This window comes from Comamonas sp. F1-6, from assembly GCF_039581415.1.
Classification (GTDB): Bacteria; Pseudomonadota; Gammaproteobacteria; order Burkholderiales; family Burkholderiaceae_C; genus Comamonas; species Comamonas thiooxydans.
In genome coordinates this window covers 34,089-49,772 of the sequence record NZ_JBCPWN010000023.1, presented here as the reverse complement: position 1 = coordinate 49,772, position 15,684 = coordinate 34,089, and the positions used below count along the sequence as shown (strand labels likewise).

Genomic DNA, 15,684 nt, shown 5'->3' with positions numbered 1-15,684 from the left:
AGCAGATTCAACTCAACACTTACTCACATCCATGGTCGTCACTACAGACCGATTGGCTTGACTGAGACTGCTCAGGCTCACAGTAAAGCCATAGATGTTGTGCAGAGCTAAGACAACGCCACTTGATCGCGAATAGCCGCCCTCACAATGGACAACCACGCTCCGGATCTCTGGCGCTAGAGCCTGCACAAATGCATGAATCTCCTTCGCCTGCTGGGGCGTAAAACCGTCCTTGATTTTTGCCTTCGCTCGCGCAGAAATCTGCGCGTTCAAAAAATCGACGTCGGCAAAACTCAGCCGCAAAAGCTGGATAAAACCGTGTACTTCTGCAGGAGCTCGCTCAGGCGCAGTGATCGAAATCATCGCCACAGTGCTGAGCGGCGGAAGTTGTTCCGCCACCCTTCTTGAAACCGCAATTGCCTGACGAGCGCCTGGTGGTGGTTTGTACAGAAGATCTATAACTTCCCTCAGCGATTGACCCACTTTTCATCTCCTTGCAGCTTGCATCATGGCGTTCCTTCAACACCTATCGTCAAGGGCACTTTCCTGCTTCGACGTTAGTCCTTGTAGATCAGTAGATCCTGCCGCCTTTGGAAGGCCCTGGATCAGGTCATATTGAGAGCTGAATAGTCATGGATGCTCAGCCGATTTGGGCGTTTGCAATCGTGAGCCTGCAGGCTGCTTGAAATTACAGCGTCATTGGACGCAGGTGATCCGCTGCAGACCAAGTCGAACCTGTGCCACAACTGTTGGATCCGCTAGACCTTTTTCAGGGTGTGATCTGACAAGCTTGTCACGACACCAAGCGGGCCACTGCAGATAGTCATCGTCAATCGCAAGCCAATCGGATGGACGGCGACGAAACACGTCTGCCCAGACCTGCATACCTCGATAAGCTGATTCGAATTCGTCCCGATTCATCTGACTGTGAAAGGTTGCCCCGATGACTCTGGTGCGCAGTTCAAAAGGCAGACGACGAGCAGCACCATGGCAGCCGTACTTCACGGCCCAGGAAGTAGACAGGACGATTTGGACTGCAGAATGAGGCTCCAATAGCTCGACCAGCAGAGGAGCATGTTCGAATAACCTGTCGCCGGAAGATGCGTCTAGGTAGGGCCCTTTTGACGATGACCAAAGCACATTGTGATGATGTAAAACGCCGTCGAAATCGAGGTAAAGCACCGGCCCGCAACCAGACAAGCCTAGAGGCTCTGACCTATTGATGTGCCTGTTTGTCATGGCCGATCTTCTTCGGAAAAGTGAAATCTTTTAGTAGCAGGCGACATTCTGGGTCTCAATACTTCAAGCTCACCAGTTGACCTACAGACCTCTGGCTACACCAGAAATTCACTATGAGTTTTTTCAGTGGCTAGGGAACTGGAGCCATTCCCTTAGCTGCCCTTGAACAGCTGGGTCCGAAAGTCCTCGCTTTGGGTTACACAAGATCAGTGACTTCGAGCCTTCTGGAAAAAATTGGGCAACATCATCCAGCACAGCGAAGTCGTTGACTTGATGATGAACCAGCCAATCACGTATGGCTTCATCCTTTCCCTTGTATCTGCTCAAGGAACCCACAAACCACATCGAAATTGGGGCCAGCAAATCATTCAGTTCTCCATCCGAAAGGAACAAGCGCCAAGAGCTTGAAACGACAACGGCTACATCATCATGCTTGTGCAGAAGATCACGCAAGGTTGGCAGATGTTGAAAGGTGCCAGGAAAGCTCTTTCTTATCTGATTCGCGGTGAGAGGCGGCCTAGCTCCTGCAATAGCTTCTGGTGGATGAAGTACCCCATCGAAGTCCAGAAATAGTGCTCGTGAATGATGAGGCTTGAGCATGGTGCTTGGAAACTGTCAGGTAGAGGCGCGTGCGCTACTTGTCCTTTAGTGAGTCTAAGTTTGACGTTGCCCACTTTAGTAGGACTAGCCGCAAGTCTTGGACATCTTTTTCAAGTCGCAGAAGTCGCGCATCTGCATCGACACGATTCGTTTTCTCCTTAGGTTGTACCCAGCTATACAGCGCACTTGCAGAACAACCAACAACACCGGCAACTGCAACACAAGTAGCCCTCAAGGACGGGTACTCATGCCGACTCCACGCAACAAGCGTCACCGCTTTCTCGCGATCTGCCTCTGAAAAGGGCTTACCAACATTCCTCATAAGCCAGACCTATTTGACACTGATCGGAAGCTCATACTTCTACGCTTCAGCAGGAAGCTGTTGCGCCGAAACTTAATATTCCATTATAGACTATTCTTTTTTGGACTATACCATTCTAACCAGCATCCTCCGGCGCTTTGATCCGGAAGATGCACGATGGATAAGTCAATCCATACAGACAACTACAAAGCTTTCATCGCACTTTTGAGAAAGCATCGTCAGGACGTTGGCATGACACAGATAGAACTTGCAGCTCGCCTAGAGGAGACACAAGTATTTGTCAGCAAATGCGAAAGAGGCGAGCGCAGGCTTGATCTGGTGGAGACAATTGAGTGGTGCAGGGCTATCGGCGTTCCGTTTGCGAGCTTCGCCATACAACTGGATGAAATGCTCCAGAATGGACTCTCCTCACTCTCGTAAACAGCTTCAGCGCGTGCCGTGACGCACTTAGTCTAAGCAGCTTTACATGACCGCAGCAATAGCATCTGGTGAGAGCACTGGACTGCCACCTAAGAGGAGCTAACACCACTTCGTCAGAGCCCCCATGCTCGCTGCCCTCGACGACATCCTGATCGTTCTGCAAACAGGTATCCCATGAGAGGAGCTTCCCCAATCCCTTGGTTACGGTAGCGACATGACTTGCTGACGGCGCTCGCGCAACTGGATTACCGTTGGCGCCTGGGAACAGTTGCACCAGGCTATGCTGACTCGCTTGCGAGGACATAGCCAGATCGACTAGAGCCGGGCCAGCATTAATCGCTCCCAAGTACAACGCCCCTGAGGGGCGAGGAAACGGGACCTAATCTCACGGACAGAGGCAAACTCGGCTCCAAGCGACACATCGTTGTAGATGCAACAGGCATCCCGATGGTGATCTTGGTCAGCGGGCAAACCAGCACGACTCCAAAATATGGGTGGACGCGATTCCTGGGCTTGCAGGCTTGCCAGGACGTCCCCGTAAAAGACCATCGAAACTGCACGCTAACAAAGGCTAAGACTTCAAGTGATACCGAGACCACCTAAGGCATCGGGGCAGCATCAGCTGAATCACCAGGCAAGGCGTTGAGAGTAGAGAGCGACTAGGCAACCATCGCTGGGTGATGGAGCGCACGCACAGCTTGTTTGCAACTTTTGGCAAGCTGCGAATCCACTTTGAAAGACGACTGGATATCACGAGGCGCTGCTGAAACTGGCCGCCGCGATACCTGTGCACGCTTCTTCAAGCGCTGATATTAGCCGCTCCTAGAGCCACTAACACACTTAGAGCTGCTAACGCCACTTCCCTTTGAGACCAGCCAGAAGCATTTATGCTTCTGGCCCTCATGGCAAGACAACCCGTTAGCAAAGAGCTGTGGCGACAACTGCAGCCCTGATTCAAGCCTTCACGCCTTCGCACGCAAGCTCACCGTGAGCGATGAAGCCGCCCTCAATGGCATTCTGTTCGTGCTGCAAACAGGCATTCCTTGGGAAGACCTTCCCCAGGCCTTGGGCTACGGCAGCGGCATGACTTGTTGGCGGCGCTTGCGTAACTGGAATGCCAATGGCGTCTGGCAGCGTTTGCACCAGGCCATGCTGGTGCGTCTGCGTGAACATGACCAGATTGATTGGAGCCGGGCCAGCATCGATGGCTCATCGGTACCAAGCCCCCGGGGGGCCAGGAAACAGGCCCAAACCCCACCGATAGAGGCAAGCTCGGCACCAAACGACATATCGTCGTAGATGCCAGGGGCATCCCTCTGGCGATCCTCATCAGCGGGGCCAACAGGCACGACTCCATGATGTTCGAGAAGTGCATGGATGCGATTCCAGCCGTCGCAGGTTTGTCGGGGCGGGCACGCAAGCGACCGGCGAAGCTGCATGCGGACAAAGGCTACGACTACAAGCGCTGCCGTGCCTATCTCAGACGACGAGGCATTGCCAGCCGAATTGCACGGCGAGGTGTTGAGAGCAGCGAAACGCTGGGCAAGCATCGCTGGGTTGTAGAGCGCACACATGGATGGTTTGCAGGCTTTGGCAAGCTGCGAATCCGCTTTGAAAGGCGGTTGGACATACACGAAGCGTTGCTGAAACTGGCCGCTGCGATCATCTGTGCACGCTTCGTGGATCGGTGGTGTTAGCAGCTCTAAGTCCAAATACAAACAGCCGGAGACTGACAACTTCATGCACTGAAGTTCGCATTCAGGGAAACGCTTCCCAGGTCGGCAGCAGATGGCGGGCGCAGCAGCTCGCGCGCCTGCAACAGGGCTTCAGGTGCGTAGCGACTCCGGCCCGCAAAGCCTTGCAGGCCCACGCACTCGGCCAGTTCGGCCTGCAGCCGGTCGCGGTTTACGCCTTGCCATAGACCCACGTCAGGCAACTGTTCAATAAAGGCCTCTGGGCCCTCATCAAACAACGCCTTGAAGCCTGCGCTGCGCACGGGCACATCGCGCCCGTTCTGCAAGATGACGCGGGTCAGCCGCTGCACGATGGTGCTTTTGTGCAGCTCGGCCTGCGCCTGCGTCAGGCCCGTGCTCAGCAAGCGTATGCCGCAGTTGATGTCCGTGCCGATGGCCGCAGGAATCACGAAGTCTGGCGACGTGGCCACCACCGCCCCCACGGGCGCAATGCTGCCGGGGTGAAAGTCCGGCGTGGCACAGGCTTTGCAGGCCGCGCCATGACCTTGCGGGTCGGCAACCGAGGCGAAGTCCAGCAATTGACTAACGGCTTTGTGCTCCAGCGGCAGGCTGTCGGGCAGCAAAATGGTCGCTGCTGCCTGCTCGTTATGGATTTGATAGATATTGTCTCGGTAGGAGACCTGGATGCCCTGACGTGACAGAGCTTTTTGCAGTCGGGAAAGCTTCCCGGAAGAGTGCGGCATGATGCTGAGAAAAACAGGTACGCAACAGCGCATCTCCGAATCTGGGAGATGCAACGCACCTTCGAGCAGCAGCATCAAGAAGGACTGATAAGCGACGCATTCTAATGAGCAAGCGCCGGGCCGCCTAACCGGCGTTGCTAATATGCTGCAATGCGCAATGCAATTCGGTCCTTTCAGATTCCCGCACCACTGCAGACTTTGTACGACGCGGCTGCAGCCATAGGCCCGCAGTTCGGCCTGTCGCCCGAAGCCGTTTTTGGGGACTGCGGCCTGCGCCTGGAGATCCCCCCCGTACCCAGTTACATTGATTGGTGCACGCCGCGCAATGTGATGACGTTTGCAACCACGGGCTGCGACAGCGTTCATTACAGCTATCTGGTCGATGAGCGCCTGCCCGGTAGCGTCAGCCCCATCGTCATGACACTGCCCTGCGTGAACGAATTGAGCTGGGTGATTGCCGAGAACTTTCAGGAGTTCTTTGACTACGGCTACTACGTGGGCTGGCGCGAGCTGGAGCAGTTGTACTACGAAGATGAAAAAGGCGAAGCCTGCTTTCACGCGGGCTACCAGTCATTGAACCATCTCGGCATGCAGCAACTGCCGCTGCTGCACAAGGCGTTGAATATGCAAGCTGTTCTGCCGACGCTGCAACGCTTTGGCGATCTGCAGAAGAAGTACCAAGCCCTATTGAATATTCCGCCCATGCCGGCAGAGCATGCCTGATTGCGTATCCATCAATCGTATTGATCCCCATATTCGCTGAGCGATACCGCGTGTCATCCGAAGCTCAATCCAGAAATCGGGCAGCCACAGCGGGATCCGGCATCATGCACTGCTCGCTTTTGCCAAACCAGTGATAGCGGTTTCTGGCAATCATGCGGTAGAGCGCATCGCGCAATGCAGCGGGTATCAGCCTGATCACCGCTGTCAGTCGCCAGGGCCAGCCCAATGCGTGCAGCACGCGCAAGATGGCATCCGTGTGCTGCCAGGAGCGCTGTCCGTCCACCAGCAGCAAGGTCTGCAGACCTTCCAGGCGCAAGCCTGCATCGGCCAACAACTTGCCGCCGACCTCGCCCTGTATGGCGGCGAACTGAAAAACGCCCTGCTTGTCGTGCTTGAGCAAGAACTGCACCCAGCCATTGCACAACAGACATTGCGCATCAAAAACCACAATCATGCTTTTTCCTCGGGCAGCAATAGATAGCCACGATAACTGGCCACCACGCCAATCAGGGGGACGGCCGCTTCGACATGAAATTGCATTTGCTCCCCGGCTCCGGTTTCTTCGGCCACGATGCGCGGTGCCAGCCAGCCCGGACATGGGAAGCCCAGAAAGTAAAGACGCTGCAGTCGCATGAGAAGCCGTCCATCTACCGCCTGCAAGGCAAAGCACAGTCGCGCCAGGCCAAGGCGCTCGATCAGGTGGCCATTGTGCAACTGCATGGTTGAGTGCATGCGCTGCGAGGGGAAGATGCGAATCCAGGTTTCCGCATCGGGACTGGCCTGCAGTTCGAAATGAATCGTCCCCTCGCTGGCGGCGCGTGGCGTGCCCAGAGCCAGCGCCAGCAGCTTGGCCGCCAGAGTCCGGGGGGCGCCGGTCTGCACCCTGCCCTGAAGCTCATGCTCACCCTGCAGGCCGTGAAAGCGCTGCAGGGCGACATCGAGCTTGCAGAACTCATCGCCCATGGCCTGCTGAAACAAAGAGGCGCTCAGCATCATCAAGCAAGCTCCCGCATCTGAATATCCAGTCCCTGCGCTTCGGCTGCAAAGTCCTGCAGCGTCAGCAGCCCCATGCAAGGCCTGGCGCCCGGCTCCAGCGGTACACCCGCAGCCAGCTTGCGTACCAGCGCACTGGCGGCCAGCGTGGGAACATAAGGCCCGTCGCCCGAGCCCGCCATAAGCACCCAGCAGCGCTGGCAGGCTTGCCCCTTTGCATCCAGGCCACTGACCGTGACATGCATGGCCCCTGCATCGCTGCCCCAGTTCCTGAACCAGTCCGCCATGCGCTTGAGCCTGCGCGCATGTGCAGACCAGTCCTGCACCAGCCCTCTGTGAGCCAGCCAGGCCATGGCATTCATCCCGCGCTGCAAGAACGACAGCTCAAGCCCAGCACCGAATCTGATGGAAGGACTGCCTTCATAGCGAAGCGGTAGCAGTGCGAGATCCGGTACATCGCAGGCCGACAGCAGCCGCCGCCCAACAGGGGCCGGATAGTCATGCCCATAGCTGCGCAGCCAGCCAATCAAGGCTTGCTGGCCCAAGCCAGGCAGCGGCTTGCCACAATAGCTGAGGATGGCAGCGACGGTGGACAGGCCTCTATCCGTACGATTGCCCGGGCTGATGCCTATGTCGATATCGCTGACGCGAGCCATGCCCGAAGCCAGCGCATCCACGACCGCCGAGGACAGAGCTGGCACCGAACTGGCACCACTGAAGCAGCACGCCCGCAGTTTTGGCCTGCGGATCGAGCACATCGATGCCGCAGACAAAGTCACGCCCATCGGCCAGATCCACATAGTGGACGCCGGCATGGGCACAGGCTCGGGCCACGCGGTAGTCCTGCCCCTGAAACGGGCCCGAAGTGTGAATGAGTGCGTCCACCTCCAGCGTCTTGAGTCTGTCCTCCAGACCGGACGCCATCACGTCCACCACTACGTGGCTCAGGCTTGAGCAAGCGTCCGGGGCCAGACCTTCAACCAGCGCCTGCGCCGCAGAGGCCGAGCGCCCTGCCACCACGATGTGCAAACCGCTTTGCCTGGCCAGCCTGGCAACCAGCCGGCTGCCGAAGAAGCCGTAAGCACCGACGACCATGACCTTGAATTCACGCATGCCTCAGTGTAGCGGGACGCGGTTTCGCTCCGAAGCGCAAGCCCGGCAACGGCGAGCCTGCTCAGCCGCGCTCATGGCTCGGTCACAGCCCGATCACAGTCCGTACTTGCGAATCTTGTCGTGCAGCGTGGTCTTGGGGGTGTGCAGCGCCTGCGCCGTGCGTGTCAGGCTGCCTTCGTTGTTGCGCAAGGCTTCGGAAATCAGGGAGCGCTCTATGGACTCCATGGTTGCCGCAAGCGAAGCCGCAGCCTCGGGCGCCGTACCGGACGGGGACAGGCCGGCATCCAGCCCCAGCGTGATGCGCTCGGCCGTATTGCGCAGCTCGCGCACATTGCCTGGCCAGTCGTGGGCAAGCAGCGCCTGCAGACGCTGCGGCGTCAGCTCTGCCACGGGACGCTGGTGGCGGGCGGCGGCCTGCAACGCGAAATGCTCGAACAGCAGCGCAACATCCTCGCGGCGCTCGCGCAGCGGGGGCAGGTTCACCGTCACCACATTGAGACGGTAGTAGAGATCGGAGCGAAACAGGCCCTGACGGCTGAGGTCCAGCAAATCGACCTTGGTTGCAGCAATCACACGGCAGTCGACGGCAATGAGCGTGTTCGAGCCCAGGCGCTCCAGCACTCTTTCCTGCAGCACACGCAGCAGCTTGGCCTGCATGGGCAGGGGCATGCTTTCGATCTCGTCGAGAAACAAGGTACCGCCGCTGGCATGTTCGATCTTGCCGATGCGCTTTTTGCCCGCGCCGGTAAAGGCCCCGGCCTCGCTGCCGAACATTTCGCTGTCAAACAGCGTCTCCGGCAGGCCGCCGCAGTTGATGGCGACAAAATTGCCGCTCTTGCGCCGGCTGGATTCATGCAGGCTGCGCGCGACTCTTTCCTTGCCGGTGCCCGTTTCCCCCCAGATCAGCACATCGGCCTCGCTGGCCGCGAGGCTCTGCAATGTGCTGCGCAGCTGCTGCATGGGAAGCGAGCGCCCCAGCAACTGGTGCTGCAATACATCCCGACTTTGTAGCTGCTGGCGCAGGCTGCGCACCTCCAGCACCAGGCGGCGGCGCTCCAGCGCACGGCGCACGGCTTCCACAAGGCGCTCGGGCGCAAACGGCTTTTCCAGAAAATCGGCGGCGCCATCCTTCATGGCTTGCACGGCCATGGAGATATCGCCGTGCCCGGTGATGAGAATCACGGGCAGTTCGGCGTCCAGCACGCGGGCGGCGGCCAGCAGCCCAAGGCCGCTCATCTGCGGCAAGCGGATGTCGCTGACCACGATGCCGGCAAATTCCGGGGACAGGTGCTTTTGCGCCTGCTCGGCACTGCTCACGCAGATGCAGTCCAGACCTTCGAGGCGCATGGTCTGCTCACAGGCCATGGCGACATCGGCATCGTCTTCAACGATCAGGACTTTGAGGGAAGGGTTCATGGGCTGCAGGCAATCAGGACAGCGGCCGAGTATCCACCAAGGGCAGGCTCAGCGTGAAGATGGCCCCGCCTTCCGGATGGTTGCCGCCGGTCAGGCTGCCGCCTGCGGCCTGGGCAATCTCGGCCGACAAAGGCAGGCCCAGACCCAGGCCCAGTCCCTCGGGCTTGGTCGTGAAAAAAGGCTCGAACAGTCGCGCTTGCGCCTGATCGCTGAGTCCGGGGCCATGATCGCGCACCGTGATCTGCGCCCAGGCACCGCAACGGTTGCAGGCAATTTCCACGCACCGCGTATTGCCGCCCTGCACGGCGTCCAGCGCATTGCTCAGCAGATTGATCAACACCTGCTGTACGCGATTGGCATCGCACCAGGCGCTCAGCTCAAGATCCGAGGGCTGTCGCACGATCATGACGCCGCTTTGGGCAATGCGCGGCTCCATGAGGGACAGGGCGCCATCGACCACCTTGGCCAGTTCAACCTGCTCGGGCTGGCCTGCGGACTTGCGGGCAAAGTTGCGCAACTGCCCGGTAATACGCCCCATGCGCTCGGTCAGCTCGGCCATGCGCTGCAGATTGCTTTGCACCATCTCGCTCTGACCGCGTTCCAGAAAGCGCTGACTGTTGCCGGCCAGCGCCCGCAAGGCCGCCAGGGGCTGATTCAGCTCATGGGCCACTTCCGTGGAGAGCTGACCGATGACGGCCAGTTTGCCTGCCTGTACCAACTCGTCCTGCGCCGCGCGCAGCGTGGTCTCGGCCTGCATGCGCTCCATCACCTCCTGCTGCAGCGCCACATTGGCACTCTGCAGATCGGCTGTGCGCTGCTGCACCTTGTTTTCCAGCACCTCGTTGGCCTGTTTCAGAGCTTGCTGGGCCGCCAGTTGCTCACGCACATGTCTGCGCCGCTGGTACAGCAAAGCTCCCAGCAAGAGCATCAACGCAATCAACGCCCCCGTCACCCAGGCGCGACTGGCCGCCAACTGCAAGGCAACGCTCAGGGGGGAGAGCACGGTAATCTGCCAGGGCGTGCCGGCCATAGGTCTGGACTGGGCCAGAAAGCGGCCTGCGCTCTGGTCTGCCGCAGCGTCCTTGACATCGGGAATGCTCACCTGCCTGACGCCAGTGACACTGCTCATGCCACGCCAGCCCAGAGGCCGCAGGTTCAGACGGTTGTATTTCTGCGAAGCTTCCAGCTCGGCACGCCTTGCCTCATCCAGCGGCAGCAAGGTCGCAAAGCGCCAAGCCGGCATATTGCTGAGAATGACCACGGTATTTTCGTCGCTGACCAGTACCGGAGACTCTGCGCTGGCCCAGGATTGCTCGAGCTGCGCCAGCCCGACCTTGACCACCACCACGCCATGCATCTCGCCCTGCCCTAAGGTAGTGGTCAGGTAATAGCCGGGCTCGCCGCGCGTGGTGCCTACGCCGAAGTAGCGCCCGCGCCCTTCTCGCAATGCCTGCTGGACATAGGGCCTGAAGCCTAGGTTCTCGCCCACAAAACTGTCGGCGCGGCGCCAATTGCTGGCAGCCAGCACATGACCGTCGTGATCGAGCATGTAGACGCTGAGGGTGCCCGCACGACGGCTCAGTTCCTCCAGATAGAGATTGGCGCGAGACTGCAGTCTTTCGTCGCCCGGCGATTGCAGCAGCGACAGGATCTCGGGCTGCAGGGCCACTACATCGGGCAGAAAGGCAAATTTGTCGATCTCGCGCCGCAGGCTGGCAGCATAGAGATCGAGGCGGTTGTTGCCGGCAGCCACCACGGTTTCGAGACCGATCTTGACGAAGCCCTGATAGCCCAGCCAGCCGCCCAGGCTGCTTGCAGCCAGCCAGAGCAGGATCAGCAAAACAGCACGCAGGCGCGGGGGCAGGAAAGCTAACATGGTGCGAACCATGGTAGCAGCGCCCGGCACCGCAGGGGACAGGAATCCGGGCAACGGACGATCAGGCTCGGGCGCGAATGGGCTCGGGCATCAGCTGTGGCTCGACAGCCAGATCTGCGCAGGACTCCTGCTCTTCGTCGCCTTCCCATTTGGCAACCACGGCCGTGGCAATGGCATTGCCCAGCACATTGGTCAATGTACGGCCCATGTCCAGGAAGTGGTCGATGCCCAGAATCAGCAGGATGCCCGCTTCCGGCAAACCGAACATGGGCAGCACGGCGGCAACCACCACGAGCGAGGCACGAGGCACGCCGGCAATGCCCTTGCTGGAGATCATCAGCACCAGCAGCATGGTCAGCTGCGCGGTCAGCGACATCTCGATGCCATAGGCCTGAGAGATGAAGATGGCCAGGAAGGTGGTGTAGATCATGGAGCCATCGAGGTTGAACGAGTAACCCAGAGGCAGCACAAAGCCTGTGATACGCGGCTTGATGCCGAATTTTTCCAGCTGCTCCATGAGCTTGGGCAGCGTGGATTCGCTGCTGGCCGTGAAAAAGCCCACCAGCACCGGGCCGCGAATCAGCGACAGCAGACGGAAGACATCCTTGCCCAGCACCAGATAGCCGGCACCGATGAGCAGCACCCACAGCGCGGCCAGCGCAATATAGAAGCCCAGCAGGAATTTGCCGAACACCAGCAGCATGCCCAGTCCGTGGGTGGCAATGGTGCCGGCGACAGAGCCGAACACGCCCACGGGCGCAAAGCGCATCACGTACTCGGTCACGCGCAGCATGACATGCGAGGTCTCTTCCATCAGATCGACCAGCATGTGCTTTTTCTGGTGGTTCAGGTAGCCCAGAGCGATACCGAAGAACAGCGCAAACACAAGGATCTGCAACACCTCATTGGTGGCCATGGCCTCGAAGATGTTCTTCGGGAAGACATGGGTGATGAAATCCTTGAAATTCAGCGCACCGGTCTTCAGACCCAGGCTCTCGGCATTCGTGGGAAGCTCCACCGTCAGGCCGTGGCCGGGCTGCAACACATTGGCAAAAACCAGACCCAGAAACAGCGAGCAGAACGATGCCGCGATAAACCAGCCCAGCGCACGACCACCCACGCGGCCCACAGAGCCGGCATCGCCCATATTGGCCAGCCCCGCCACCAGCGTGGCAAACACCAGGGGCGCGATGATCATCTTGATCATGCGCAGAAATACGTCGGTGAGAATGCCGAAATAGCCGGCAATGTCTTTGGCTGTCTCCGGTGTCGCGGCGTTGGCGTGGACGAGATAGCCCACAACCACACCCAGAACCATGGCCAGCAGAACCATGATGGTCAGGCGATTGGATTTCATTTCTTGGAATCTTGGTATGCGTTGTTTGAGCCGCTGCCTCAATCCAGGCCTTGAAGGCACCGGGTTCTGGCAGCGACAACAAACCGAGACGGACCGCCGACGGAACCGAGGTTTCGTCAGCAAGGCCCAGCCCCAGTCTCACTTGGTCAGCCGCAGTGAAGCGGCGTGCCGTCCTTTAAGCACATACCGTGCCAGCCAAAAAATCACGTCCAAGTCTTTGATTTGCTTATATTCAAAATACTTTTTTGCATAACCACAATCGGTTTTCCGGACGACATCTGGATTGATGTACGGAATTCCGAACAGGACTCAGGCCGTTACCGCCGAACGTATCCAGTCCGGCAGCGCAGCGGCTTTCTGCCGGGGGAAATCCACCCAGATCACCGTGCCTCCGCCAGCGGCGCAGATGACTCCCGGCTGCGCCACACGCTCCATGGTGGCCCAGGTCTCAAAAGTGGTGCGCGCGGGATCGCTGACAAACATCTTGAGCAGCACCTCGTCAGGATACGCAAGCTGCTGATAGAAATTGCAAAAGGCGTTGACGATGACCGGCCCCTGCCCCGCGGGGTCCGGATTCAGGCCCATGCCGCGCATCCAGTCGATGCGCGCAGTTTCCAGATAGCGAAAGTACTGGGCATTGTTGACATGCCCCATGGCGTCCATATCGCCCCAGCGTACGGGAAAGCGCGTTTCATAGACCTGCTTCTTCAGCTCGGGCAGCTCGATTTTCATGCCGGTATGTCTCCTGATTGAACGAGATTTGCAACTGCATCACCACCTTGTTCTAGTTTCTTTGAGGGATGGCATGCCCTGGGGCGATCACTAGCCTATGGACTTTGCCGCAACACCGATTGATGCGCTGTCGCCAAATCTGCACGGTCGTGCCGGGCTGTCAGCATAGAATCGCCCGCATCGCGGTTTTTGCAGACGCACCTGCCAAGGCCGCGCACGCCAGTTTTCCCAATCCAATATCAAGCGAGACTTTCCCGATGACAAACGAAGAGATCCTGGCCCAGTACGGCCCGCGAGAGGCCATGGAATATGACGTGGTGGTGGTGGGCGGTGGCCCCGGTGGCCTGGCCACTGCCATTCGCCTCAAGCAACTGGCGGCCGAAAAAGGTCAGGATGTCTCCGTAGTCGTGCTGGAAAAAGGCTCCGAGCCTGGCGCACACACGCTGTCTGGCGCCATCATGGATCCTCGCGCACTGACCGAGCTGATCCCCGACTGGAAGGAAAAGGGTGCTCCCCTGAACCAGCCCGTGACCGAAGACGCCATGGTCTTCCTCGGCGAGAAGAGCTCCTTGCGCACGCCCAACTGGCTGCTGCCCAAGTGCTTCCATAACGAAGGCAACTACATCGTTCGCCTGGGCTTTGTCACCAAGTGGCTGGCAGAGCAGGCCGAAGCCCTGGGCGTGGAAATCTTCCCCGGCTTCACCGCTGCCGAAGTGCTCTACAACGAAGACGGCTCCGTCAAGGGCGTGGCCACCGGCAATATGGGCATCAGCAAGGAAGGCGAGCCCACGGGCGACTTCCAGCTGGGCATGGAACTGCACGGCAAGTACACCATCTTTGCCGAAGGTGCGCGCGGCCACCTCGGCAAGCAGATCATCGCCAAGTACTCCCTGGATGCCAACCGCGACCCGCAGACTTACGGTCTGGGCATCAAGGAACTCTGGGAAATCGACCCCAAGCGTCACAAGCCCGGCATGGTGCTGCACACCGCAGGCTGGCCCATGAAGAGCGACACCTACGGCGGTGCCTTCCTCTATCACCTGGAAGACAATCTGGTCACGCTGGGCTTCATCACCGGCCTGGATTACTCCAACCCCTATCTGTCTCCATTCGAGGAGATGCAGCGCTGGAAGACCCATCCCAATATCCGCTACTACCTGGAAGGCGACGAAGCCAATGGCATCAAGCCCGGCAAGCGTATCTCCTACGGTGCCCGTGCCATCACGGCCGGCGGCATCTCCAGCCTGCCCCGCTTTGTCTTCCCCGGCGGCGCGCTGGTGGGCTGCGAAGCCGGCTTCCTCAACGTCAGCCGCATCAAGGGCAGCCACGCCGCGATCAAGACCGGCATGCTGGCCGCCGAAGCCGCCTACGCCGCCATCGTCGCAGGTCGCCAGAGTGACGAACTGACCGCCTACACCTATGCGTTCGAGAACAGCTGGCTGTATGAGGAACTGTGGAAGGCACGCAACTTCAAGGCCTGGTTCAAGAAGGGCCTGACCACCGCCTCGATCATGAACGGCCTGGAGCAGTTCGTGCTGCGCGGCAACATCCCCTGGACGCTGCATCGCAACAAGCCCGACCATGCCTATCTGAAGCCTGCAGCCGATTGCACGCCCATCGAATATCCCAAGCCCGATGGCAAGCTGACCTTTGACCGCCTCTCCAGCGTGTTCATCAGCAGCACCAATCATGCAGAGAACCAGCCTGCTCACCTGACGCTCAAGGACGCCAGCGTTCCCGTCGACGTGAACCTGACCAAGTTCGCCGGTCCCGAGCAGCGCTACTGCCCCGCAGGCGTCTACGAATTCGTCGAGGACGAAGCCAATGCCGGCAAGCAGCGCCTGCAGATCAATGCACAGAACTGCGTGCACTGCAAGACCTGCGACATCAAGGACCCGACACAGAACATCGTCTGGGTGACACCCGAAGGCGGCGGCGGCCCCAACTACTCAGGTATGTAATCCGTCCACGATTGCATTCGGCGGCTGCAGCTGCTCCGGATGCTGCTCCATAAAGCCTGCGCCAGCCATTGCTGCGCAGGCTTTTTTCATGGGCTGAATGTTTTTAGCAACGCAGGCTGCCAAATCCCCACAAATTTGCAGCATCACAGCAAAAACGCATGCCACCGCAATCGCCGCGAATCACTCAATGAAGATCGCTTGCCGGTGCAGAAAGAGCAATGTTCAAAAAAACAGGCAATTGCATCAATATGCCTTCCCATATCGCACAAGGCGCAGGAAAAATGCAGTAGAAAACCAAAATCCGGCCCCGCTCAACGCAATATTGCGCGCCATTGCCCTGCTTCCACACACACTAACTCCTGCCAATTAGCGCTTTGCGCAGCTTTCATGCCATTTTTTCGCGATCATCGTATAGGGATAAACAAGGTTATCTCAATCGCGAAGACAGCCAGATCGGTGCAGTAGACTTTGCCGCGAGGCGACGCGCATCACGCA

14 protein-coding genes and 3 pseudogenes are annotated in these 15,684 nt (G+C 59.0%); 5 read left to right on the top strand and 12 right to left on the bottom strand.

The features are described 5' to 3' along the window. Positions 1 to 12: 12 nt before the first annotated feature. The 3 genes from AAIL66_RS19990 to AAIL66_RS19980 all read right to left on the bottom strand — a co-directional run bounded on the left by AAIL66_RS19990 (position 13) and on the right by AAIL66_RS19980 (position 1,839). Complete coding sequence (locus AAIL66_RS19990; RefSeq protein ID WP_343497562.1) at positions 13 to 483, bottom strand: hypothetical protein; 471 nt, start codon at positions 481 to 483, stop codon at positions 13 to 15. Positions 484 to 696: 213 nt separating this feature from the next. Beyond that, positions 697 to 1,239, bottom strand: a complete 543-nt coding sequence (locus AAIL66_RS19985; RefSeq protein WP_343497561.1) for an HAD domain-containing protein — start codon at positions 1,237 to 1,239, stop codon at positions 697 to 699. A 123-nt stretch (positions 1,240 to 1,362) separates the two neighbouring features. Beyond that, positions 1,363 to 1,839 carry an HAD domain-containing protein gene (locus AAIL66_RS19980; protein ID WP_343497560.1) on the bottom strand — a complete coding sequence of 159 codons (477 nt, stop codon included), beginning with the start codon at positions 1,837 to 1,839 and terminating at the stop codon, positions 1,363 to 1,365. A gap of 478 nt (positions 1,840 to 2,317) precedes the next feature. Here AAIL66_RS19980 and AAIL66_RS19975 point away from each other — a divergent pair, with 478 nt between their 5' ends. The 3 genes and pseudogenes from AAIL66_RS19975 (at position 2,318) to AAIL66_RS19965 (ending at position 4,278) form a co-directional block, all read left to right on the top strand. Further along, positions 2,318 to 2,581, top strand: a complete 264-nt coding sequence (locus AAIL66_RS19975) for a helix-turn-helix transcriptional regulator (RefSeq protein WP_343497559.1) — start codon at positions 2,318 to 2,320, stop codon at positions 2,579 to 2,581. A 130-nt stretch (positions 2,582 to 2,711) separates the two neighbouring features. Continuing rightward, positions 2,712 to 3,391: pseudogene (locus AAIL66_RS19970) on the top strand (IS5 family transposase); the annotation flags it as partial. A 92-nt stretch (positions 3,392 to 3,483) separates the two neighbouring features. Further along, positions 3,484 to 4,278: pseudogene (locus tag AAIL66_RS19965) on the top strand (IS5 family transposase). Between the two features lie 41 nt (positions 4,279 to 4,319). Here the strand turns inward: AAIL66_RS19965 and AAIL66_RS19960 are convergent. Continuing rightward, the gene (locus AAIL66_RS19960; protein ID WP_343497558.1) at positions 4,320 to 5,018 is read right to left on the bottom strand and encodes an RtcB family protein; all 699 of its coding nucleotides are present in this window, start codon (positions 5,016 to 5,018) and stop codon (positions 4,320 to 4,322) included. A 150-nt stretch (positions 5,019 to 5,168) separates the two neighbouring features. Here AAIL66_RS19960 and AAIL66_RS19955 point away from each other — a divergent pair, with 150 nt between their 5' ends. Beyond that, positions 5,169 to 5,741, top strand: a complete 573-nt coding sequence (locus tag AAIL66_RS19955) for a hypothetical protein (RefSeq protein ID WP_343497557.1) — start codon at positions 5,169 to 5,171, stop codon at positions 5,739 to 5,741. A gap of 64 nt (positions 5,742 to 5,805) precedes the next feature. Here AAIL66_RS19955 and AAIL66_RS19950 read toward each other — a convergent pair whose 3' ends face one another. The 7 genes and pseudogenes from AAIL66_RS19950 to AAIL66_RS19920 all read right to left on the bottom strand — a co-directional run bounded on the left by AAIL66_RS19950 (position 5,806) and on the right by AAIL66_RS19920 (position 13,228). Continuing rightward, positions 5,806 to 6,195: a thiol-disulfide oxidoreductase DCC family protein gene (locus tag AAIL66_RS19950; RefSeq protein ID WP_034355509.1), complete on the bottom strand. Its 390-nt coding sequence runs from the start codon at positions 6,193 to 6,195 to the stop codon at positions 5,806 to 5,808. Beyond that, entirely contained in the window at positions 6,192 to 6,737 is a 546-nt protein-coding gene (locus tag AAIL66_RS19945; RefSeq protein WP_034410145.1) for a DUF4166 domain-containing protein, read from the bottom strand. Before AAIL66_RS19945 ends, AAIL66_RS19950 begins: the two co-directional genes overlap by 4 nt. Next, positions 6,737 to 7,847: pseudogene (locus AAIL66_RS19940) on the bottom strand (saccharopine dehydrogenase NADP-binding domain-containing protein). The gene AAIL66_RS19945 and the pseudogene AAIL66_RS19940 overlap by 1 nt, the downstream one beginning before the upstream one ends. A gap of 93 nt (positions 7,848 to 7,940) precedes the next feature. Next, the gene (locus AAIL66_RS19935; protein WP_343497556.1) at positions 7,941 to 9,263 is read right to left on the bottom strand and encodes a sigma-54 dependent transcriptional regulator; all 1,323 of its coding nucleotides are present in this window, start codon (positions 9,261 to 9,263) and stop codon (positions 7,941 to 7,943) included. A gap of 13 nt (positions 9,264 to 9,276) precedes the next feature. Then, positions 9,277 to 11,139, bottom strand: coding sequence for an ATP-binding protein (locus AAIL66_RS19930; protein WP_233425242.1), 1,863 nt, complete (start codon positions 11,137 to 11,139; stop codon positions 9,277 to 9,279). Positions 11,140 to 11,200: 61 nt separating this feature from the next. After that, positions 11,201 to 12,496: a dicarboxylate/amino acid:cation symporter gene (locus tag AAIL66_RS19925; RefSeq protein WP_039050781.1), complete on the bottom strand. Its 1,296-nt coding sequence runs from the start codon at positions 12,494 to 12,496 to the stop codon at positions 11,201 to 11,203. 309 nt (positions 12,497 to 12,805) lie between these two features. Further along, complete coding sequence (locus AAIL66_RS19920) at positions 12,806 to 13,228, bottom strand: thioesterase family protein (protein ID WP_012838431.1); 423 nt, start codon at positions 13,226 to 13,228, stop codon at positions 12,806 to 12,808. A 257-nt stretch (positions 13,229 to 13,485) separates the two neighbouring features. Here AAIL66_RS19920 and AAIL66_RS19915 point away from each other — a divergent pair, with 257 nt between their 5' ends. Continuing rightward, entirely contained in the window at positions 13,486 to 15,189 is a 1,704-nt protein-coding gene (locus AAIL66_RS19915; protein WP_034355525.1) for an electron transfer flavoprotein-ubiquinone oxidoreductase, read from the top strand. On the opposite strand, the gene AAIL66_RS19910 is transcribed toward AAIL66_RS19915, so the two are convergent. After that, positions 15,178 to 15,336 (bottom strand): hypothetical protein, encoded by a 159-nt coding sequence (locus tag AAIL66_RS19910; protein WP_343497555.1) that lies wholly within the window; start codon positions 15,334 to 15,336, stop codon positions 15,178 to 15,180. The genes AAIL66_RS19915 and AAIL66_RS19910 overlap by 12 nt on opposite strands. Positions 15,337 to 15,684: the final 348 nt, after the last annotated feature.